The organism is Pseudoalteromonas sp. 11L1, assembly GCF_055397545.1.
Window position 1 is genome coordinate 1,467,276 of record NZ_AP041141.1, and the last position, 23,206, is coordinate 1,490,481.

Annotated in this window: 18 protein-coding genes and 1 pseudogene; 15 read left to right on the forward strand and 4 right to left on the reverse strand. The window is 40.1% G+C overall.

Annotation, left to right across the window (positions count from 1 at the left end; translation table 11 throughout):
* The first annotated feature begins 70 nt into the window (after positions 1-70).
* The 3 genes from proB (at position 71) to gltX (ending at position 3,175) form a co-directional block, all read left to right on the forward strand.
* Positions 71-1,174, forward strand: a complete 1,104-nt coding sequence (gene proB, locus ACZ5WS_RS06770; protein WP_138595635.1) for a glutamate 5-kinase — start codon at positions 71-73, stop codon at positions 1,172-1,174.
* Between the two features lie 106 nt (positions 1,175-1,280).
* Positions 1,281-1,640, forward strand: a complete 360-nt coding sequence (locus tag ACZ5WS_RS06775; protein ID WP_008111110.1) for a glutaredoxin family protein — start codon at positions 1,281-1,283, stop codon at positions 1,638-1,640.
* A 50-nt stretch (positions 1,641-1,690) separates the two neighbouring features.
* Positions 1,691-3,175 (forward strand): glutamate--tRNA ligase, encoded by a 1,485-nt coding sequence (gene gltX / locus ACZ5WS_RS06780; RefSeq protein ID WP_250653545.1) that lies wholly within the window; start codon positions 1,691-1,693, stop codon positions 3,173-3,175.
* A 57-nt stretch (positions 3,176-3,232) separates the two neighbouring features.
* Here the strand turns inward: gltX and ACZ5WS_RS06785 are convergent, their stop codons facing one another.
* The gene (locus tag ACZ5WS_RS06785) at positions 3,233-4,084 is read right to left on the reverse strand and encodes a lysostaphin resistance A-like protein (RefSeq protein ID WP_464711276.1); all 852 of its coding nucleotides are present in this window, start codon (positions 4,082-4,084) and stop codon (positions 3,233-3,235) included.
* A gap of 88 nt (positions 4,085-4,172) precedes the next feature.
* A complete protein-coding gene (locus tag ACZ5WS_RS06790; RefSeq protein WP_464711278.1) occupies positions 4,173-4,568 on the reverse strand; it encodes a hypothetical protein in 396 nt (131 codons plus the stop codon).
* A 156-nt stretch (positions 4,569-4,724) separates the two neighbouring features.
* Here ACZ5WS_RS06790 and ACZ5WS_RS06795 point away from each other — a divergent pair, with 156 nt between their 5' ends.
* The 7 genes and pseudogenes from ACZ5WS_RS06795 to ACZ5WS_RS06825 form a co-directional block, all read left to right on the forward strand.
* Entirely contained in the window at positions 4,725-5,429 is a 705-nt protein-coding gene (locus ACZ5WS_RS06795; protein ID WP_464711280.1) for a DUF3581 domain-containing protein, read from the forward strand.
* Positions 5,430-5,520: 91 nt separating this feature from the next.
* Positions 5,521-6,768 carry a DEAD/DEAH box helicase gene (locus ACZ5WS_RS06800; RefSeq protein WP_464711282.1) on the forward strand — a complete coding sequence of 416 codons (1,248 nt, stop codon included), beginning with the start codon at positions 5,521-5,523 and terminating at the stop codon, positions 6,766-6,768.
* 191 nt (positions 6,769-6,959) lie between these two features.
* A complete protein-coding gene (locus ACZ5WS_RS06805) occupies positions 6,960-7,943 on the forward strand; it encodes a sensor domain-containing diguanylate cyclase (RefSeq protein ID WP_290168383.1) in 984 nt (327 codons plus the stop codon).
* A 129-nt stretch (positions 7,944-8,072) separates the two neighbouring features.
* Positions 8,073-8,612: a heme NO-binding domain-containing protein gene (locus ACZ5WS_RS06810; protein WP_138606890.1), complete on the forward strand. Its 540-nt coding sequence runs from the start codon at positions 8,073-8,075 to the stop codon at positions 8,610-8,612.
* 2 nt (positions 8,613-8,614) lie between these two features.
* Complete coding sequence (locus ACZ5WS_RS06815) at positions 8,615-10,348, forward strand: response regulator (protein WP_290168379.1); 1,734 nt, start codon at positions 8,615-8,617, stop codon at positions 10,346-10,348.
* A 347-nt stretch (positions 10,349-10,695) separates the two neighbouring features.
* Entirely contained in the window at positions 10,696-11,895 is a 1,200-nt protein-coding gene (locus ACZ5WS_RS06820; RefSeq protein WP_290168377.1) for an alpha/beta hydrolase-fold protein, read from the forward strand.
* Positions 11,896-11,943: 48 nt separating this feature from the next.
* Positions 11,944-12,330: pseudogene (locus ACZ5WS_RS06825) on the forward strand (GNAT family N-acetyltransferase); the annotation flags it as partial.
* A 79-nt stretch (positions 12,331-12,409) separates the two neighbouring features.
* Here the strand turns inward: ACZ5WS_RS06825 and ACZ5WS_RS06830 are convergent.
* Positions 12,410-13,366, reverse strand: coding sequence for a methylenetetrahydrofolate reductase (locus tag ACZ5WS_RS06830; RefSeq protein WP_008110265.1), 957 nt, complete (start codon positions 13,364-13,366; stop codon positions 12,410-12,412).
* 249 nt (positions 13,367-13,615) lie between these two features.
* Between ACZ5WS_RS06830 and ACZ5WS_RS06835 the strand changes: the two genes are divergently transcribed.
* The 3 genes from ACZ5WS_RS06835 (at position 13,616) to ACZ5WS_RS06845 (ending at position 18,501) form a co-directional block, all read left to right on the forward strand.
* Positions 13,616-16,498: a M16 family metallopeptidase gene (locus tag ACZ5WS_RS06835; RefSeq protein WP_290168375.1), complete on the forward strand. Its 2,883-nt coding sequence runs from the start codon at positions 13,616-13,618 to the stop codon at positions 16,496-16,498.
* Between the two features lie 521 nt (positions 16,499-17,019).
* On the forward strand, positions 17,020-17,838 hold the full coding sequence (gene cysE / locus ACZ5WS_RS06840; protein WP_008110273.1) for a serine O-acetyltransferase: 819 nt from the start codon (positions 17,020-17,022) through the stop codon (positions 17,836-17,838).
* A gap of 18 nt (positions 17,839-17,856) precedes the next feature.
* Complete coding sequence (locus ACZ5WS_RS06845) at positions 17,857-18,501, forward strand: MreC domain-containing protein (protein ID WP_464711286.1); 645 nt, start codon at positions 17,857-17,859, stop codon at positions 18,499-18,501.
* A 15-nt stretch (positions 18,502-18,516) separates the two neighbouring features.
* Here ACZ5WS_RS06845 and xseA read toward each other — a convergent pair whose 3' ends face one another.
* Positions 18,517-19,851, reverse strand: coding sequence for an exodeoxyribonuclease VII large subunit (xseA, locus tag ACZ5WS_RS06850; RefSeq protein ID WP_464711288.1), 1,335 nt, complete (start codon positions 19,849-19,851; stop codon positions 18,517-18,519).
* 134 nt (positions 19,852-19,985) lie between these two features.
* Between xseA and guaB the strand changes: the two genes are divergently transcribed.
* The gene (gene guaB / locus ACZ5WS_RS06855; protein WP_008110278.1) at positions 19,986-21,455 is read left to right on the forward strand and encodes an IMP dehydrogenase; all 1,470 of its coding nucleotides are present in this window, start codon (positions 19,986-19,988) and stop codon (positions 21,453-21,455) included.
* Between the two features lie 104 nt (positions 21,456-21,559).
* On the forward strand, positions 21,560-23,137 hold the full coding sequence (gene guaA / locus ACZ5WS_RS06860) for a glutamine-hydrolyzing GMP synthase (RefSeq protein ID WP_198523605.1): 1,578 nt from the start codon (positions 21,560-21,562) through the stop codon (positions 23,135-23,137).
* Positions 23,138-23,206: the final 69 nt, after the last annotated feature.

Consider the following 23,206-nt stretch of genomic DNA (forward strand, 5'->3'; position numbering starts at 1 on the left):
ATTTTTTACTTGTTCAAAAATACCGAACTGGTATAAATAAATTCATCATTTATTGCGCTAAGTAAAAAACATGCAAAGGGATCAGGTCGTAGTTGTAAAGCTAGGTACAAGCGTACTCACTGGCGGTACCGATAAGTTAGACAAAGCACATATGGTGGAACTTGTTCGCCAATGCTGTGAGCTAAAAAAGCAAGGTCATCATGTTATTTTAGTATCAAGCGGTGCGGTTGCTGCCGGTCGCGAACAGCTATTAAAACCCTGTGGGCGCACATTAATAGACAAACAAATGTTGGCCGCCATTGGACAGGGGCAACTCATTCATATTTGGCAAAGCTTATTTGCGTTGTATGGCATTAACGTGGGGCAAATGCTACTAACGCGCGCGGATGTTGACGACAGAGAGCGCTATTTAAATGCACGCGATACCCTCAATGCCTTATTAAATTATGATGTTGTGCCGATCATTAATGAAAACGACGCGGTTGCTACTAGCGAAATAAAAGTAGGTGACAACGATAACTTGTCGGCATTGGTGGCTATTTTAGCCAATGCCGATAAATTGCTGCTACTGACCGACCAACAAGGGTTATTTACCAGCGATCCGCGCACCGACATTAACGCCACCTTGATTGACGAAGTTACTCATATTAATGATGAGTTACGCCAACTTGCGGGTGGCAGCGGTACAAACCTAGGCACAGGGGGTATGGCAACCAAACTACAGGCAGCAGATATTGCCAGAAGAGCTGGGGTTGAGGTGATTATTGCCAAAGGCGCTGATGAAAACGTGATTTTAAAATGCATGAGCGAACAACTGCCAGGCACCCGTTTTTTAAAACTTACCGCGCCTAAAGATGGCCGAAAAAAATGGTTATTGGCAGGGCCTAAAAGTAGTGGCCAAATTTTGATTGATGCCGGTGCGGTGCATGCATTGCAATCTAAGGGGGCTAGTTTACTTGCTAAAGGCATTACGCGTGCAATAGGTGAATTTGAACGTGGAGATTTAATTAACTTAATTGATGTAAACCAGCAAATTATTGCACGGGGGTTAACTCGCTTTAGCCATCTTGAAATTGATAAAATAAAAGGCGCACATTCTAATCAAATCAGCCATTTACTTGATTACGATAGCGGCGTGGAAGTGCTACACAGAGATGATATGGTGGTGTTGTAATTAAGCACTTTTTTAACGATATAGCGCAACGTATAATCCGCTTATAGTGTTGCGCTTTTTTGTGTTAAAATCTTGCACCTTAAATTTGTTGTAAAGAGTATTGAAGATGAAATTAGTTCGCTGGGTTTTAGGTTGTATCATCTTATTTTTTAATTTTGTTTTTACGCCGCGTAGCAAAAAACGTGATCCGCAAGAGCAAACTAAGCTTGATCAGCAAACCGCACAATTTAAGCTCTATCAATTCAAAGCATGCCCTTTTTGTGTAAAAGTACGCCGTTCAATTAAGCGTGAAGGCTTAAAAATTGAAACACGCGATGCAAAAAATGATGAGCAATACCGCCAAGAGCTATTAGAGCAAGGCGGAAAAGTTAAAGTACCTTGTTTACGTATTGAGCAAGATGGCCAAGTTAAATGGCTTTATGAATCAAACGATATTATTGCTTACTTAAACAAAGTAGCCGCTTAAAATATTTATTGGTATTTCATACCATCTCACTTATTAAAAGAGACATTACCATGACAATTCGTACCCGTGTTGCTCCGTCGCCAACTGGTGACCCGCATCTTGGCACCGCTTACATTGCCTTATTTAATTACTGTTTTGCTAAACAGCAAGGCGGTGAATTTGTACTTCGTATTGAAGATACTGACCAAGTTCGCAGCACACCAGAATCTGAACAAGCCATCATGGATAGCTTACGCTGGTTAGGCCTTGAGTGGGATCATGGTCCTGATGTTGGTGGTGATTTTGGTCCATACCGTCAATCTGAGCGCAGTGATTTATATAAAAAATACGCCCATCAGTTAGTTGAAGACGGCAAAGCATTTTATTGTTTTGCAACCAGCGAAGAGCTGGACCAAATGCGTGAAGAACAAATGGCCGAAGGCCTGCGTCCTAAATACGATGGCCGTGGCTTAAACCATACAGAAGACGAAATTAAAGCAAACCTAGCTGCTGGTAAACCGTACGTTATACGTATGAAAATCCCAAGCGAAGGTACCTTTAAGTTCAACGATTACCTACGCGACGAAATTGAGATCCCGTGGGAAAACGTAGACATGCAAGTGCTATTAAAAGCAGATGGTTTTCCAACGTACTTTTTAGCTAATGTGGTGGATGATCACCATATGCAAATTAGCCACATTTTCCGTGGTGAAGAGTGGATAAACTCAGCGCCTAAGCTATTAAAACTGTATGAAGATTTTGGTTGGGAAGCACCGGTACTAGGTCACTTACCATTATTGCGTAATCCAGATAAATCAAAACTGTCTAAGCGTAAAAACCCAACGTCTATTAATTACTACAAAGAAATGGGTTACTTACCAGAAGCGGTACTAAACTACTTAGGCCGTATGGGTTGGTCAATGCCTGATGAGCGTGAAAAGTTCACCCTTAATGAAATGATTGAGCACTTTGACATGAAGCGTGTATCGCTTGGTGGCCCAGTATTCGACGTAGACAAGTTAAGCTGGTTAAACGGTATGTGGATCCGCGAAAACTTAACTGATGCAGAGCTAATGCAGCGTTTTGTTGACTGGAAATTTAATGGCGACATGCTGGCTAAAGTCTTACCAGAAGCTAAAACGCGTATAAATACACTCTCTGACATGGTTGATTTAGCAGGGCACTTTGTAGGCGGCATCCCGACTTACGACCCAGCGCTATTAACAGCCGGTAAAGCTGACGAAGATGTTATTCGCCAAGCATTACAATTTTTTGTATGGCAGCTAGAAGGCTTACGTAGCTTTGAAAAGCCGGCTATTTTTGCAATTGCAAAAGAAGTCGCCACCTTCCACGAGCTTAAAATTAAAGATTTCTTAGAGCCTATATTTGTGGCTATTACCGGCAAAACATCATCAACTTCGGTATTAGATGCAATGGAAATTTTAGGGTCTGACCTATCGCGTGCACGTTTACGTGTTGCGCTTGCCCATTTAGGTATTTCTAAAAAGCAGGCTAAAAAGATAGAACGCGCATACCGCGATTACCCAAGTGCGTAATCGCTTATACAAATTCAAAAGCCGCTTAATTTAAGCGGCTTTTTTGTGCCTGTAGTTTTAAGATGGAGTTGCCAGCATAGGGTAAGTAAATAAGAAAAAATGAAACACGTTAACGAGCCAATGACATAAAATGGCCCATTCTAATCGGCTAGTTTTATAGTAAATATAGCCATAACCAAAACCTGCAACGGCCGCCACAAGCATATAATGAGTACCCGCTGAAAAGTGTGCCAGTGAGAATACACAAGTGCTGATCACCGGTGCCAGTAATGCAAACCTGCCCGGGGTTATTAGTTTTGAAAGCTTAGTTTGTATTATTCCTCTAAATAATGCCTCTTCTGCAACGCAGGTAAAAAGTAGGTTGATGGCTATAAATAGTAACCAAAATTCAGGTACTTTTGGTGCAAATTCAACAAGGTTCAACGTTAAAGCAGTTATAAGCGCCGCTAAAATAGTGATAATTATGATTAAAGCAGGGTAGCCGATAGTTACTGGCTTTATCGTTTTGTTTTTTGCAAAAAAATAAGCGCTCAGCATTAAACCCGCTAATGCTTTATCGAAATTAGCATACAGGGTAAATGCAATTGCGTTACTGGTGACTTGTTCATTAACAACAATTGGCAGGTTATTAAACCCCGCAAACCAATGTAAGGCTAACCCGAGTGAGGCTGTTATAAATAAAGACGTTAGAACATTACGTTTTAACGCTGAGGTTGCCAATAGCGTAAAGTGAAACAACCCCACATAAACAGCTATAACAGCAACTGCGTTTAAATTTATATATTGTTGATAATAGGCAGTAATAACACTTAGCAGCAATAAGTATTGCCATAATGGTTGGCGAAATACAGTGAGTTTACACTGTGGGAAAACACATAAAATAGCGGCAGCTAAAAAGTAAAAAGTCATTGGCAAATACAGCTTGTTATTTGATAGAGGGAAATGAGAGAAAACGAATTACATAGCGTTATAGTCTCAATTAGATAATTTTGAGCTATTAATAATTATAGGCTTGTCCGATACAAATAACGGCTAAATCACAATTGTAGCGAGATACTGATTGGCATTGCTCTAGTGTAAATGCATTGCCACCTAAATAAAGCACATCGTTTTTAAGGGATTCTATAGCTTGTGATTTCAAGCGGTTATAGCTAATTGAGGATGTTCGCGTATCATCTGAAACATCGCAGCTTTCGCCTTTTATTCCACCAAGGGGGCTTGCACCTCTATCGAGAGCGTCTTGTACACTGTAAAACTGCTCTAGGCCACGTTTTTTAATGTGGCTTGAAACGTGTTCTGATAAAACGTCGTCGTCGATATTGGTTGTGTAAGTAACGTTATTACAGCCAGTTAAAAATGAAATCGCGCATATTAATAAAGAAAAATACTTCATTAGTTAATCCCTTAAACTCGTATTTGCCAAATTTACTTAGTAAATTAGCGAGTTGCAAATTATCATTTTTCGCCTTTATTAAACAGATTCGACCTCTCAAGATTTTTTTTCTGGTAGTATAGCTAGGTTATAAGCAGTTTAAGCAGTGAACACACTATGTTAAGTCCTTACTATCAGCAGCATGCTGATTATGTTTCAATTTCTCGTGAGCAAGGTTGTCGCTTTGCTAAATGTGTAGCCGACGACTACAACCCGCTTCATGATAAAGACGCTAAAAAGTTTTGCGCACCAGGAGACTTACTTTTTTCTCTAGTGTTAGACCGCTATGGCATTAGTGAGCGAATGGAGTTTACCTTTGCCGGTATGGTTGATGAAAATACCAAGCTAAATTTTCCAGAACAACCTGGAGAAGAGTTTGATGTAAACCATGGCGAAAAAGTAATTTTAAAGGTTAAACGCGATGGTAAAACCAGTAAATGCCCAACACTTACAAACAGTTTAATAAAAAATTATGTTGAGTTCTCAGGTGCTGCGTTCCCGCATGTAATTATTCCTTTAATGGGCAAGCAAGAGGTAATGATAAACCCTGCGCGTCCTATGATTATTTATGAATCAATGATCATTAACCTAAATAACATTGATATTAAATCACCTATCCTAGAGTTTGCAGAGCCAAGCTTTGAATACGCTGGTAAACGCGGCAAAATAATCTTGCGCTTTAATTTATTAGAAAACGGCGAAAAAGTGGGTTTTGGTGAAAAACACATGGTGGTATCGGGTATTCGTGAATACTGTCAAAGCACCGTAGATGATTTAATTGCATTTTATAATGAACGTAAAGCCACATTAAAACCGGCTTAAATACTTCATTTTATATAGGCGCTATTTAGCGCCTTTTTTATTACTAAAGCTCAGGTATAATAGCGTTCTTTGTTATTTTAAAGCTAAGCTTATGTCTGCCACATCGTTCTCATCACTAGCCCTAGACCCGTTACTATTAACGGCAATAGAGCAAAATAATTACACTACGCCTACCGCCATTCAGCACAAAACGATACCGCCAATTTTAGCGGGCAAAGACGTTATGGGCAGCGCTCAAACTGGCACCGGTAAAACAGCCGCTTTTGTTTTACCGCTATTACATAAGCTTTTAAATACCACTAAAAAAGACGAACCAGGCATTGCTCGTGTGGTTATTTTAACGCCCACTAGGGAGCTTGCTCAGCAAGTATTTGCAAGCTTTGAAAAATACGCACAAGGTACAGATATAAAAGGTGCACTTGCCTATGGTGGCGCAAGTATAGGCCCGCAAATTAAAGCACTTAAAACAGCGCAAGTAATAGTGGCAACTCCTGGGCGCTTACTTGATCATATAGTGAAGGGCAGTGTGGTGCTTTCAAGCGTAGACTCTTTAGTATTTGATGAAGCAGACCGTATGCTTGATATGGGTTTTATTGACGAAATTAGACGAATACTGCGTCATATCCCAGGCGATCGTCAAACCTTACTGTTTTCCGCCACCTTTGATGACAGTGTATTTGAGCTGAGTAAAAAAATGCTCAAAGACCCTGAGCTTATTGAAGTTGATAAGCGCAACTCTGCTGCTGTAGAGGTTGAACAAGTTATTTACGCAGTAGATGAAGACAGAAAGCGCGAACTGGTATCGCACATGATTGGCATGAAAAACTGGCGCCAAGTACTTATATTCACCCGCACAAAACAAATGGCCGATAAGCTTGCCAAAGAAATGTGTAAAGATGGTTTAAAAACCGAATCTATTCATGGTGATAAATCACAAGGTGCTCGCGACCGCGCATTACAAAACTTTAAAGAGGGTAGTACGCGTGTTTTAGTAGCCACCGATGTAGCGGCGCGCGGTTTAGACATACCGGCACTTAAATACGTAATTAACTTTGAATTACCATATATAGCTGAAGATTATGTGCATCGTATTGGCCGTACAGGACGAGCTGGCGAGCAAGGCCTTGCAATGTCATTAGTGAGCTTAGATGAGCAATGGCTGCTTGAAGAAATTGAAGTACTGCTTGATACGCGTTTAGCCCCACAATGGCTTGAAGGCTACGAGCCCGATTTAAATAAGCCACCTAAAGATAACCGCAAAAACACTAACAAAGCGCGTAAAGATCGCGATAAAAAACGTATCATAGGGCAAAGAGCGCCAAATAGACGCCGAAAGTAAAAATTAGAGTGTTCTTAAAGCACAATTAAGTTACTAAATATCTTTAATTATTCCATTATTTGCGTTTGAGTATAGGTACATTTTACATCTACTCTTTAATTTTGAGTCAATGTAATTAATACAGTGATTAATACTACCTTTTAAGCATTTTTTTTTGCCTATACTTAGGTAAATAATAGCGGGGGTATAAAATGTTTGAGACTGATAAGTGGGCATTTACTGGCCTTGATGGTCAGATATCACTAGATAAGTGGCAAAAAATAATTGATTTAATTGCTGAGTTATTTTCAGCTCCCTCCGGATATATAGTACAGGCAACAAGCATAGGTTACCGAGTAGTTATCAGAAAAAACGAGGGTGGGTCAACCTTTGAGACCAACCCTACTATTCCTCCTGAAAGTGATATGTTTTGTAGGCATGTGGTCGAAAGTGACAATCTCTTATATGTTAATGATGCTGCTAGTACTGAAATGTGGAGCGCCATGCCTGAGGTAGTTGAAAATGGCGTTAACTCCTACTTAGGTTTACCCATTCACTGGCCGCAAGGAGATGTATTTGGGACGCTTTGCTTAAAAGACAATAAAGAAACAAACTATACGAATGAATATTTTGAGCTCATTAATCAGTTACGAGACTTAATAGAAGACGATTTAGCGCTTGTATATAATTTTGAAAAAATGCGCGAAATTGCAATGCTAGACCCGCTCACTAATATTTATAATCGTCGAGCATTAAGTTTACTTGCTCAGCAAAAACTAAACCTTTCTCATCGTTTAGGTTTTGATGTGTGTTGTTTATTTATCGATATTAACGATTTTAAAAAATTAAACGATAACTTTGGCCACGAAGCGGGCGATAAAGCCCTTATTACATTAGCCACAACGTTAAAAAAACACCTAAGAGATGCCGACATCGTGGGGCGCTTAGGAGGCGATGAGTTTGTTGCTGTCATGCAAATAAATGATAAGAGTAAACTAGACCACATTATAAATACAATTTCGATTGAGTTTGCTAATGCACTAGTATTAGATGGAATTTGCGAGTTATCACTAAGTGTTGGTTATAGTTTTTCTGAGCAAAAAAAGCAGCCATTTGAAACACTTTTAAATGATGCAGACCAATCAATGTATAAAAATAAGCAAAAATATAAGTTAAATAAAAAAATCGGTTATTAAATCGTTAATTGCTATTAACTTGTTATGCCAATATACACAGCAAACTAATTAACATATACGCATGCTATGTACGTGAATTTTTTTAGTTTGAAACTATACTTTGTTTATAGCTAATGAGTGGGTAGTTGTATGAAAGGTATTATTTTTACTGAATTTCTAGAAATGGTCGAGATCACATTTTCACCAGCAGTTGCTGATCAAATCATTGAGCAAAACGAACTGGATTCCAATGGGGCTTATACCAGTGTTGGTAACTATAATAAGCAAGAGCTTTTAAAGTTAGTGACCTCACTGAGCAGTATTGTTGATATTCCGGTTGATGTACTCGTTAAAGAATACGGTAAATACTTACTAAAGCGCTTCTTAGTCTACTATCCACAGTTTTTTGAAGAGCTCACTACAACGTTTGATTTTTTAGATACCATAGATCAGCACGTGCATGTAGAAGTTAAAAAACTATATACCGACGTTGAGTTGCCCACCTTTAAAACCAACCACTTAAGTAATACCCAAATGCAGATGATTTATCATTCAAGTAACCCATTTGCCATGCTCGCTGAGGGATTAATAGAAGGCGCAGCCGAACATTTTAAGGAAAATATAAGTATAAGCAGCGATATCAATGACGATCATCAAGTTGCTACGTTTAACTTAACATTGGTAGGTTAGATATGGACATTGCTCTTTTACAGCGCAGGTTAGAGCGAGAGCGTTTGGCGCGAAAAGAAGCTGAAAAGCTATTAGAAGCCAAATCATTACAACTTTACGAAGCCAATGAAGTGCTCAAAGGAGCGGCTGAAAACTTAGAGCAAGAGGTTGCTAATAGAACCCATGCCCTCAAACTTGCGAAACAAGATGCAGAAGCTGCAAATAATGCTAAATCAGACTTTTTGGCAAATATGAGTCATGAGATTCGTACCCCGATGAATGCAATAATTGGCATGGCTTATCTTGCTTTAGATACTGGCCTTTCTGATAAGCAACGCGACTATGTTGAAAAAATTCACTATTCGGCAGAGTCTTTATTAGGGATCATTAATGATATTTTAGACTTTTCAAAGGTCGAAGCGGGTAAAATAGAGCTAGAACAAAAAGAATTCAATTTTAATATCTTTCTAGAAAATCTTGTCAATATTATTAGCACGCTAGCATCACAAAGAAAAATTGAAGTGCTGTTTGATATTGACCCCTTACTGCCTGACTTTTTTATTGGTGATGCATTAAGGCTTAATCAAGTGCTGTTAAATTTGCTTAATAATGCACTGAAGTTCTCAACCCGCGGCAAAGTTGTATTAGCTGTAAAGTTAGCGCAAAAGGTAGACAATTTTTGCAGTGTCACTTTTTCTGTTTTAGATAATGGCATTGGAATGAGCCAAGCACAAGTAGATTCACTATTTAAACCTTTTACTCAGGCTGACGTGTCTACAACGCGAAAGTTTGGTGGGACTGGGCTTGGCTTGGTAATAAGTAAAACGTTGGTAGAACTAATGCAGGGAAATGTTTTAGTAAACAGTAAACTCAATAAAGGAAGTTGTTTTAGCTTTACTATTCCACTTAGCTATTCGACTAAAAAAAGTGAGTTTGAAATATCACATGTTAGGGCTAAGCAGGCCCTTGTTATCGAAAGTTCAGACAGTACGTTAGCATCATTACAAACGCTGCTTATTGGATTTGAAGTTAAAGTTGATATTGCAAATAATATCAACCAAGTGCTAGACCGGTTAAGCGCCTTACATGATTACGATTTTATTTTTATAGATTGGCGTACTTTAAATTTAAGTAATGACGGGGCTGCGCAGTCTCTTCGTAATGAACTCAAATTAAATGCGAAAAAGCTAATCGTAGTAGCACCTTGTGAAAATAAAGCACTCAACGAAAGCCTACTAGGGTTTGCTGATAACACTTATAAAGTACTTATTAAACCAATTATTAAAAGCACATTATACAATGTACTTTTACAAATTATGCATATAAAAACACTTAATAAACCAGAATCACTAGAGAGCTCAGATACACAAAATACATTGCAAAAGCTTCAAGGTATTCATATTTTATTGGTTGAAGACAACCCGCTCAATCAGCAAGTAGCAACACAAATACTTCGCAAAAAAGGCTTAATCGTTGATGTTGCCAATGATGGTATCGAGGCATTAGAAGCGCTAAAAAATAAAATTTATGATGGGGTGTTAATGGATTGCCAAATGCCCCGAATGGATGGTTACACAGCAGCCAAAGAAATAAAAAAACAAGCAAAGTTTAAAAATTTACCCATTATTGCAATGACTGCTAATACAAGAGAAACCGATTTGTTAAAGGCGAAAGATTGCGGTATGAATGGCTATATTTCAAAGCCTATTAAAGTTGAAAGTATGTTTGAAGTAATAGCAAAATGGGTGTGTATTTAATCTTTTGTGTAGTAGTGTGATTACCAAGGGATTCTGTCGGTCTAATTACCGAGCGACTTTGCCGTAGTGACCTTAGCAAGTAATACCTATTTGGGCAATCTGATCGAAACAAAAATAAACGAAACACAGATCAATAATTGTCTTATTCGAAGGTATCTACCACTGCTAAAGCACTCGTTCGTATGATTTAGGAATTTGTATCAAGAGCGCAACAAGCGTCCGTGTCAGAATTCGGAGCTGCTATTTTTTTCAACACCTTGATTGTTTCCATGTGACTAGACTCCATCTAAGCAATCCCTTATTCTGGAGTTTCTTTTACTAAACAAGCATTTAAATAAGGACATTGAATGACCAAGTATTTCTGCACGATTTTTTTTATTGTCACGGCTTTCTTTAGTGCGTATGCGGATTCATTTAAAGAAAATGCTGTTGAGCGGCATTTACCTTTTCAAAAAATACCAATTTCATCTTCTGTGTTAAATGAAACCGTTGATATCTATGTTCAATTGCCTTTCAAGTATGAAAGTGAATTCAATCAAAACTATCGTTATCCTGTTCTTTACACTTTAGATGCGCCTGTAGGGTTGCCTCTTGTATCAGGCGTTCTTGCCCCGCTGAATGGCTACAATAGCGCCCCTCAAATGATCATCGTTGGGATCTCTACTTCCAACAGAGGCAGAGATTTTACACCAACATCTGATCCAAATTACGAAGAGCATAGCGGCGGGGCAGATAAGTATTTAACGTTTATTGAACAAGACGTTATCCCATACATCGAGGAACACTATCGGACAGAAAAATTCAGAATACTCTCTGGGCATTCATACGGCGGGCTGCTTGTGTCACATAGTTTTTATAAAAGGCCAAACTTATTCCAAGCGCACTTTGCCAATAGTCCCTCTGTGTTCTGGGAGAGCGGAAAAACCGTTAGCGATCTCATTAAGTTCGTAAAAACGAATCCCATGCACAAAAATTTTCTATACATGAATATAGGGAATGAAGGTAACCCAGAATCCGATTCCCCAGAAGGTGTTCAGATGCTCTCAGGGATTCAAAAGATAGAGAGAGAACTTGCGAATTTAAATACACCGAACCTGCGTTACAAATTTGAATACTTTCGAGAAGAGCCTCATCAGAATACACCGATTTACGGGACAATTGGGGCACTCAGAGGTTTGTACCCTCAGTGGTCTATTCCATATGAAACATCAGTTGAAGGCTACGAAAGTGTCCTAGCGCACTTCAAAAAGCTATCAACTCTATATGGGTATCAAATTGAACCAAAATCCTGGCAAATGTATGATGAAGGCATAGGACAACTCTCCTACTTAGAAAATCCTGCTGAAGCAATTAAGTATTTTAGCTACAACATCAGTCAGGAGCCATCTGAATATAGCTCTAGGCTTCATATCGTTGACGCCTTTGTAAAACTTGGTAAAAAACAAGAAGCGTTAAAACATTTAAACATTTTGTTGCGCAGAGATGATTTAAGTGATGAGGAACGTCAACAATTGACCGAGAAAAAGTCGAATGTAAATTTGATGTAAGTTTAACAACGAGCGAACTTGATCTACCAATTGGTGTAACTCGGAAGTAAAGTTGAAGCTAAACTTATTGGTACTCTTAATTTTCAACCGCTATCGCGCAGTGCCAAAGATATAGAAAGTTCCAAAACCCTATTTTACGGTTTTATTGAAAATGGATGTATTGCCGCAGTTATAGAGATTACTTTAAAAGATAAGTATTTAGAGATCGACAGTTTAACTGTTGACCCAAGTTATTTTAGGAAAGGCATTGCAAACAAATTACTTAGTTACGTTCTTGGCTCATTCGAATATACAAAAGCCATTGTAGAAACGGCTGTAGCTAACGAGCCTGCAATAAAGTTGTACAAAAAGCATGGCTTTGTGGAGTTCAAACGGTGGACTCCATCTCATGGCATCGAAAAACTAGCTTTGTTCAAACCTAACAGATCAAGTTAGTACTTATTAAAATAAACGAAGCTAACTACTTGAACTGGCTTATTCTATGTCGCTTATTATTGTTGCCCGAACCCCGCAATTAAGCTATCAGTTTCTCCGCAAGGTTAAGCTCCATTGTTGCTTTTAATAAACGATATAAATTAATAGACGCATCTATTTCTTCTTTACGATTGGTTAAGCTTTCAATATTTAAACCCAGTGGCACACCTAAGTGAGCACAGCTTTTTAAAATCGAGTCGAGGTTTTCGCGACAAATACGCACTGATTCGCTTAGCGTATTTTCCGAATCAAGCATGCGCCATTTAGTTGCCTCTGGCACTGAGATACCTAGCCACTGCATAAACTCTAAGGTTTTTTCACCACCACAAGGCGTAAAGGTTAATATAATCCGATTAGGTGTCAGGCCTTGTGCTTTGCATGTGCGCGCATAACTGGTTATTAAATCTATGGTTGCTTGTGCATTGTAAACGGCTTGAGAGATAAAAAACTGGCACCCTTGTGCTGTTTTTTCTATTAAGCGTTGGTGTTCGTTGCGCTTATTGGCATGGCGCTCAGCAATGGTTACACCACCTAAAAAGAAATCTTCAGACTGCTCTGCCAGTGTTTTATAGGCATTCGGTAAGCTCAGCTTTATATCACCTGCTGATGATGGGCTGCCCACTAACACCACGTTTTTTAAATCGTAGTCATTTTTAGTTTCATCTAACCACGCTTTAAACTCACTCACACCGCGCTGAGCTACACTTTTATAAGTAATTACATCAAGATCAGATAAGCCTCGTAAGAGTTGACTGTACTCGCGCGGATCAACTGTTTGCTTAAATGCAAATGGACGCGCTTGCTCTGTACGGCTGCTTTCATCTTGAATGTCATAAATAATCACACCGTCATATTCAATTTCGTGTAAACGGCCTAATAACTTTTCGGCAATGACTTTTAATTGCGCTTTATCAGTCCCAATTTTTGGCGGTGTTGTGCCAATTAGGTAAACACCTTGGTTGGTGTCCTGTATTTTTTCTTGAAGTGATAAAGCCATAATCCTCATTCCAGCTTAATTTGTGATGATGGATTTAATATAGCAGCCATTTAGACGTCTAGATAGATTTATTTATTGAAAGTTTCTCAACAAACGTGAATTATTTTCATGATTAAACCAAGTTACCAGCAATAACTGACACAGTTGTTTACATAATTAATAGGCTTAGGGCTCTTATATTTAATTGCTTTACGGCATACTTAGTTTGGTAAATGTTTTAAAAATTGCTCAATTTAAAAAGGGATAACAATGAAATTTAAATTATTGGCAACTAGCCTAGCGGTATCGCTGGCTTTAACGGGTTGCGCTATGCAGCAAAGTCAAAACACGCAAACAGTAGCCCAACAAGAACAAGTTAATAAAGCAGATGAGCGTGTTTTTTCACAAGATTACCTAATAGAAGAGCTAGATAACGGCCTACGTGTGATGGTAGTTAAAACCGATTACCCAGATGTAGTATCGCTACAAATACCTGTATCTGTTGGCTCGCGTAATGAAGTGGAAGCGGGTAAAACTGGTTTTGCTCACTTTTTTGAACACATGATGTTTAAAGGCTCTGAAAAGTTTCCGCAAGATGTGTATTCAGATATTTTAAAAAATTCAGGGGTTGATAACCGCGCCTATACAACTAACGATTACACTAACTACCACTTAAATTTTTCAAAACAACATCTTGATAAAGTACTTGAGATTGAAGCTGATATTTTTCAAAATTTAAGCTACACCGAAGAGCAATTTAGAACTGAGGCGCTTACCGTTAAAGGCGAGTACTTAAAAAATAACGCCAGTCCAATTCGTAAATTATTAAGTGCGGTACGCCAAGAAGCGTTCGATAAGCATACCTATAAACACACTACTATGGGCTTTTTTGAAGACATTGAAGCTATGCCAGATCAAATGGCCTACGGTAAAGAGTTTTTTGATAAGTTTTATAAGCCTGAATATGTATCGCTTGTGATTGTTGGTGATGTTGATCCAAAAGAGACCATGGCGATGGTTAAAAAGCACTGGGGTAACTGGCAAAAAGGCGACTATGTTGCTGATATTCCTAAAGAGCCAACTCAGCAAGCGCCAAAATATGTGCATGAGCAAAACGAGGGATTACCTGGCCATTGGTTACTTGTGTCGTATAAAGGGGCCGCATGGGAGCCTCAGAAAAAGGACCGAGCCGCATTAGATTTACTGTCGCAGCTTTATTTTTCTAGCAATTCAGATATTTACCAAGAGCTGGTAGTAGAAAAGCAAATAGCGAGTCAAATGTTTACCTATAACCCAGAGACAAAAGATCCAGGGTTACTGCATGTATTTGTAAAAGTTGAAAATGCCGATGATTTAGCCACAGTACGTGATGCTATAAACCGTACGTATGCCAAAGCGCGTACCGAGTTGGTTGATAGCCAAAAACTCAGCGATTTAAAGTCTAATCTTAAATACAGCTTTATAAATGGTTTAGATTCGTCGCAAGCAATTGCCTCTACACTTGCCAGCTATATGCATTTTGAGCGCGATCCTGAGGTAATTAATCAGCTGTATAAATCGGCAGACAATATCACTAGCGAAGATATTAGAGCCGTTGCAAATAAGTATTTTGTTGATAATGCCCGCACCACAATTACTATGTCGGCACTTGATAAAGCCCCTGGTTTTGAGCAAGAAAGCGACTTAAATGCCTTGGTAGCTAAGTATCAGCAAGCACCGAGTAAGCCTATCTTTAAGGTGCTTGATAAAACCAATAGCTCGCCGTTAATCGATATTAACTTATTATTTAATACCGGTGCCGCTGCCGATCCGCAGGGTAAAAAAGGGGTTGCAGCACTGACTGCCGCAATGCTGGCGCAAGGTGGCTCAACCGCAATGAGTTACAAAGATATTAAAAAGGCAATGTACCCACTGGCGGGTAGTTTTGGTTATCAAATAGATAAAGAAATGCTGTCGTTCCAAGGGCGTATTCATAAAGATAATGCAGCTCAGTGGTATGCCTTAGTGAGTGAGCAGCTGTTAAGCCCAGGCTTTAGAGAAGATGACTTTAAGCGTCTGAAAAAAGAAATGATCGATGGCATTAAATCAGGCTTAAAAGCTTCTAACGACGAAGAGTTGGGTAAAGAAGTGCTCTACAGTGTGCTTTATAAAGGCCACCCTTATGAAAGCTATAACTACGGTGACTTATCTGATTTAGAAGCACTGACCCTTGATGATGTTAAAGCGTTTTATAATGCTGAACTTACACAAGCTAAACTTACTGTGGGTTTAATTGGTGCCGTACCTGAAAAACTTAAAGCACAAATGTTAGCTGACTTGGCGACACTTCCAAAAGGCAAACAAAGCCGCTTAACAATCCCTGATGCGCCAGTGCTTGAAGGTCATCATGCAACAATTGTTGAAAAGTCAGCGCAATCAACGGCTGTGTCGTTCGGGTTCCCTATTGATACAATTCGTAGCAGCGACGACTGGACCGCATTGTGGTTAGTGCGCTCGTACTTTGGTGAGCATCGTAGTTCTAACAGTTACTTGTACGAACGTATTCGTCAAACGCGTGGCATGAACTATGGCGATTACGCCTATATTGAATACTTCCCTAGAGGTATGTTTCAAACTAAGCCTGATGCAAACTTAGGGCGCTCGGAGCAAATATTCCAAGTGTGGCTGCGTCCACTGCGCTCAAACAACGATGCGCATTTTGCTACCCGTACCGCATTGTTTGAGCTAGATAAATTAATTAAAAATGGCATGACTGAGGCTGATTTTGAAGCCACACGTAACTTTTTAATTAACTTTGTGCCGCAAATGGTTGCTAGTCAAAATCGTCAGTTAGGTTATGCGCTAGATAGCGAGTTCTATAACACCGATAGTTTTGTAAACTATGTAACAAACAAGCTTAAAACATTGACTGTTGACGATATAAATCGAGTGATAAAAGACAATCTACAAACTGAGAATATTCACTATGTGTTTGTTACCGGTGATGGTGAAGATATGCAAAAACGTTTAGCAACTATGCAAACCTCGCCTATGGTGTACAACACCGATAAGCCTGGCGAGTTAGTGGCTGAAGATAAAGTGATTGCTGATTACAAACTGGCAATACCAGCGAAAAATATTGAAGTAGTGAAGGTGGATAAAGTATTTCAATAATTTAAGTTTTTAAGTATTAAAAAATGCCCCGGTGCCTTAAGCATTGGGGTATTTTTATATTTTAGGTTGTAAATACTAGGGTCTGTTGACCTTTGGGGATTAAAATTTGTTCAAACTAGGGGCGGTTTAATCGCGGCGCGAGGTTTGTAACCTAGTGGGCTCGATAACTGCTCCTGCGTTATTCTACTGGCTTACATCCATGTAAGAATAAGTAAAAACCGAGCAAAGCTTCCGCGTCCTGCTCACGCCCCTTACCTACATCCATGTAGACAACAAAGAGTAAATCGCCCCTAGGCAGAACCCTTCGGGTAGCGCCTTCATCTACTTATGAGGAATAACCACACTGCATAGGCTCTGCCTTGCTTAAATACCAAACAGGCTGCTGCAAATTTAACCTTGAAAGGTCAACAGACCCTGGTTATATCTAATAACTAGAACAAATAACAAAGGGATTAACACCTAGGCGGCTAAATCCGTTAGAATTAGCGGTAGGCTCTTTGTACTAATCTTAAGGCATTATTATGCGTCATGAAATTTGGCAACAGCTTCGCAGTGAAGCAAATGAAGTAGTAACCCGTGAACCTCTTTTAGCGAGCCATGTGTATTCGTGTATTTTAAATCACGAATGCTTAGGGTCTGCATTGAGTTTTATTGTTGCTAATAAGCTAGCTGATGCTGTGGTTTCTGCTTTTACAATCCGTGAGCTGTTTGACCAAGCTTTTGTAAAGTGTGACCGGATGCTGACGTATGTTGCTCATGATATTAAAGCGGTAAAAGACCGTGACCCTGCGGCCGAAACCTACCTTACTGTGATTTTAAATTTAAAAGGGTTTCACGCAATACAAGCACACCGTTTAGCAAACTGCTTATGGCAACAAAACCGTAAAGAGCTGGCTCGCTTTATTCAAAGCCGTACTTCAGAGGTGTTTGGGGTTGATATTCACCCTGCCTGTAAAGTCGGGCAAGGCATCATGTTTGACCATGCCACCGGTATAGTGATAGGCGAAACTGCCGTGATTGAAGATAATGTATCGATATTACAATCGGTTACATTAGGTGGTACGGGTAACGAGCAAGGCGATCGCCATCCTAAAATTAGAGCGGGCGTACTTATTGGTGCGGGTGCTAAAGTATTGGGTAATATTGAAGTGGGTGAGGGCGCACGTATTGGCGCAGGCTCTGTGGTACTAAGCCCTGTCCCGCCTCACACAACTGCTGTTGGCGTACCTGCAAAAATTATTGGTCGTCCCGATTGTGAGTGTCCGGCAGAAAGTATGAATCAAAACTTTTTAGAGTATCCCGAGCCAGAAAACGAATCGCACACCAGTGCCATGCTTTAACTTTTTGAGTACTTAGAAATGATATATAAAAGTAACCTTGTGGCCATGCTACTCTGTTTTTCTTCAGGTGTGGCGTTGGCAAGTGGTTACTTTTTATTTTTTAAAGATTCCACACGTGTTTTCTTAGCGCCCAAACAAACTGTAATCTCTTCGCCTAACACTCAAGTCAATAATCAAGCAACTACTTTGCAAGGCCTAGTGCAGGTTAATAAAGCCCAAGTGACTGATCAACAAACTCAGCTGGCACAACATGTGGTTGAGCTTAATCAGCGGCTTGAAAAAAAATCAATCCAGCTTATGCAGTCTCAACAACAGTTAAAGTTAAATCAATTAGAAAGTGTAGAGCTTGATGATGAGCTCGCAATACAGTTTGAACAAGAGGCTGATAATCTCGAATGGAGTTACGAGCTTGAAGTCGCGTTAAATGACTTTTTAATTATTAATGAGTTTGCAGATAGCGCTAAGCTTACAGCGCTTAAGTGTAAGCAAACAATTTGCAAGTTTGAGCTTACCATAAACCAGAATGCCGTTAATTATGGGGCTAAATTATGGCGCGAGCTTAACGATAAGCTTCACCTTGAACCTTGGTGGCAGCAATTTACACTCAGTGCATCTCAATCTAACGATGCCCGTATTGAGTTTACTGTTAGTACGCAAGGCTAGCGCTTAGCAATATGGCTAAGCTTCTACTTTTGAAATAAATTGGCCATCTACTAACTCAGTGATCAACACATCACCCATTTTTACATCTTCCACTGATTTAACCACTTTATTTTGCGCTGTTTTAGTAATGCTGTAACCGCGCGCTAATACATTAAGGGGGCTGACCGAATCAAGCCGACTTGCTTGTAAGGCAAGCGAATTATTTGCCTGTTGTAGCTGATGCTGTATCGCTTGGTGTAACCTTGCATGAAGCTGTGCTAACTGATGGTTTGCAGTTGCTAGCTTTTTGTCTGGCGATTGACGCATTAGTCTGGGTGCTAAATTAGCTAACATGCGTTCTTGTTGATATAAACGCTGACGCATTGCCTGTTGCAGTGCAATACTCAGCTCATCTAAGCGTTGTGACTTTTGGTTAAGCTGATTGCGCGGGTGGCATAAATTTAAACGATGCTGTAGCTGAGTTGCCAGTGCGCGTTTATCGGCAATGTCGTGTTTAAATGCATTCGCTAAACGGCTAATTAATTGGTTAACTCTATTGTGCAGTTCTTGCGTATTGGGGCTTACTAGCTCTGCGGCCGCCGAGGGCGTTGCAGCGCGCACATCAGCGACATAATCGCTAATCGTGGTGTCTATTTCATGGCCAACAGCGCTCACAATGGGCAGCGAGCTTTGATAAATTGCACGAGCAAGTTGCTCATGATTAAAACACCATAAATCCTCTAATGAACCACCACCGCGACCAAGAATAATCACATCGACTTCGTTACGACGATTTGCCAGCTCTATTTGCTTGATTAAATGACCATGCGCTTCTTTGCCTTGCACCATAGCAGGATAAATAACCACTTCTAATTGCGGCGCACGACGTTTTAGCACAGTTAAAATATCTTTAATTGCGGCGCCTGTAGGTGAGGTGATCACCCCTATGCGATTTATGTTTTGGGGTAGGGATTTTTTATAAGCGGAGCTAAATAAACCCTCTGCAGCCAAACGCATTTTTAGCGCGTCAAACTCTTGCTTAAGTTGCCCTTCTCCTGCAGGTTCCATGCTTTCTACAATAAGCTGGTAGTCACCACGGGGTTCGTACAAAGATACACGAGCTTTAACGGTTACTTGTGCGCCATTTACAGGGCGGTAGTTTTGGTTTCGATTATTACCTCGCCACATGGCGGCTTTAATTTGCGCTTTGTCGTCTTTTAACGAAAAATACCAGTGCCCAGATGCTGGGGTGATAAAGTTTGAAATTTCACCGGTGAGTACTAAAGACGCAAAACCTTGTTCAAGTAAGGCACGTATTTCACGATTAAGGCGAGATACGGTATAAACCGTTTGCGAGGGCTTAGAAAACATAAAAACTACCAAAAAACATTTATAAACCTAGCTTATCATAAATAAATACAAAATATTATTTACTAGTGCCTGCAACGCTGTTAAAATTTGGCCGCAATTCCTTATCTTAGATCCACATGTGAGAAGTTGCCAAAATGCTTAGAATCGCTAAAGAAGCTCTTACCTTTGATGACGTACTTTTAGTACCTGGTCATTCTACTGTTTTGCCACACACGGCAAATATTTCAACTCGCTTAACGCGTGGTATCAAACTTAACTTGCCGCTCATTTCAGCATCTATGGATACTGTTACAGAAGCTCGTTTAGCTATTGCCCTCGCGCAGGAAGGTGGTCTTGGTTTTATTCATAAAAACATGACCATTGCAGAACAAGCGAAAAATGTTCGTAAAGTTAAAACCTATGAAGCAGGTATTGTTTCATACCCTGTTACAGTAACCGCCGATCTGACTATTGCAGATGCCGTTGAGCTGTCTCAGGAAAAGGGATTCTCAGGTTTTCCGGTCACCGATAGCGAAAATAACCTTGTAGGTATCGTAACTAGTCGTGATATGCGCTTTGAAACTAAGCTTGAACAGCCGGTTTCAACAGTGATGACGAAAAAAGAAAACCTAGTAACGGTTAAAGAGGGCACCGCTCGCGAAGATATCTTAAGCTTAATGCACGAACACCGCATTGAAAAGATTCTTGTGGTTGATGATGCGTTTAAACTTAAAGGCATGATCACCGTAAAAGATTACCAAAAAGCACAAGACAAACCAGATGCATGTAAAGACGAGCAAGGTCGTTTACGTGTAGGTGCTGCGGTAGGTGTTGGCGCAGGTACTGATGAGCGTATTGCTGCATTAGTTGAAGCCGGTGTTGATGTACTACTAATCGATACTTCTCATGGTCACTCGCAAGGTGTTATTGACCGTGTTGCAGCGACTCGTCAAGCTTACCCAGATTTACAAATTGTTGCGGGTAACGTGGCAACTGCCGAAGGTGCTATTGCCCTTGCAGATGCCGGTGTTGATGCTGTTAAAGTAGGTATCGGCCCAGGTTCTATTTGTACTACACGTATTGTTACTGGTTGTGGTGTACCACAAATAACAGCTATTTCAGATGCGGTTGAAGGCCTTAAAGGTCGCGATATTCCAGTGATTGCCGATGGCGGTATTCGTTTTTCTGGTGATATTGTAAAAGCATTGGTTGCGGGTGCATCGTGTGTAATGGTTGGCTCTATGCTCGCGGGTACTGAAGAAGCTCCGGGTGAAGTTGAACTTTATCAAGGTCGCTACTACAAGTCTTACCGTGGTATGGGTAGCCTAGGAGCGATGGATCAAAAAGAAGGTTCATCAGATCGCTACTTCCAAAAATCAAACCAAGCTGACAAGTTAGTACCTGAAGGTATTGAAGGTCGTGTTGCTTATAAAGGACCAATTGCAACCATTATTCACCAACAAGTGGGTGGTCTTCGCAGTGCAATGGGTTTAACCGGTTGTGCCACCATTGAAGAGCTAAACACTAAGCCACAATTTGTACGTGTTACTTCTGCTGGTATGGGTGAGTCGCATGTTCATGATGTGCAAATCACTAAAGAAGCACCGAACTACCGTTTAGGCTAATCAGCCTTAACAACTTGAAATAAGTGGGCTAACCTTTGTTAGCCCTAATATAGTCACACAGCTTAAGCTGGTGGCGTTTAGCACCTGACTTTACGAGATACTTCATGAGCAAAGACATTCACGATTCACGAATCCTCATTTTAGATTTTGGTTCACAATACACGCAGTTAATTGCCCGTCGCGTACGCGAAATTGGTGTTTACTGTGAGCTTTGGGCTTGGGATGTAACCGAAGAGCAAATTCGCGAGTTTAACCCACAAGGTATTATCCTTTCAGGTGGCCCAGAATCAACTACGCTTGAAAACAGCCCGCGTGCTCCTGAGTATGTATTTAATGCTGGCGTACCCGTACTTGGTATTTGTTACGGTATGCAAACTATGGCAACGCAGCTTGGCGGCCGTGTACATAGCTCAGATAAAAAAGAATTTGGTTACGCACAAGTTGAAAAAGTGGGTAACTGTGCATTATTTGATGCAATTGAAGATCATATTACTGATGGCGGCAATGGCGTACTTGACGTGTGGATGAGCCACGGCGATAAAGTAATGGAAATTCCAGATACTTTTAAAACTACTGCTAAAACATCTACTTGTCCACATGCGGCAATGTCTAACGAAGAAAAACGTTTTTACGGCGTACAATTTCACCCAGAAGTAACACACACACATCAAGGTCAACGCTTATTAGAACGTTTTGCTATTGATATTTGTGGTTGTGAAAAATTATGGACGCCAGCAAAAATAATTGATGATGCTATTGAGCGTATCAAAGAAACCGTTGGCAACGACGAAGTTATTTTAGGCTTATCAGGCGGTGTAGATTCATCGGTTGTGGCGATGCTTATTCACCGCGCTATTGGTGAGCGACTAACCTGTGTATTTGTAGATAACGGGCTACTTCGTTTAAACGAAGGCCAACAAGTCATGGACATGTTTGGCAATAAGTTTGGTTTAAACATTGTAAAAGTAGATGCCGAAGATCAATTCTTAAATGACTTAGCAGGTAAATCAGACCCAGAAGATAAGCGTAAAGCCATTGGCCATACGTTTATTAACGTATTTGATGAGCAAGCTAAAAAGCTTAAAAACGCAAAATGGTTAGGCCAAGGTACAATTTACCCTGACGTAATCGAATCAGCGGCCTCAGCGACTGGTAAAGCGCACGTAATTAAATCGCACCATAATGTGGGCGGCTTACCAGATGATATGCAAATGGGCTTAGTAGAGCCATTACGTGAGTTATTTAAGGACGAAGTACGTAAAATTGGTTTAGAGCTAGGTTTACCGTACGACATGCTTTACCGTCACCCATTCCCAGGGCCAGGTTTAGGTGTGCGTGTACTTGGCGAAATCAAAAAAGAGTACTGTGATTTATTACGCCGCGCTGATGCTATTTTCATTGAAGAGCTTCACAAAGCAGAGCTTTACCATAAAGTAAGTCAAGCGTTTACTGTATTCTTACCGGTTAAGTCGGTAGGGGTTATGGGTGATGCACGTAAGTACGATTGGGTTGTTTCACTTCGTTGTGTAGAAACCATCGACTTTATGACTGCGCGTTGGTCACATTTACCGTATGAGTTCTTAGGTGTTGTTTCAAACCGCATCATTAATGAAATCGACGGTATTTCTCGTGTTGTTTACGATATTTCAGGTAAACCACCTGCCACTATCGAGTGGGAATAATCCTCCCATTGCTATAATTAAGTAATAACTAACGGCGAATTAGCATGCTAATTCGCCGTTTTGTTTATT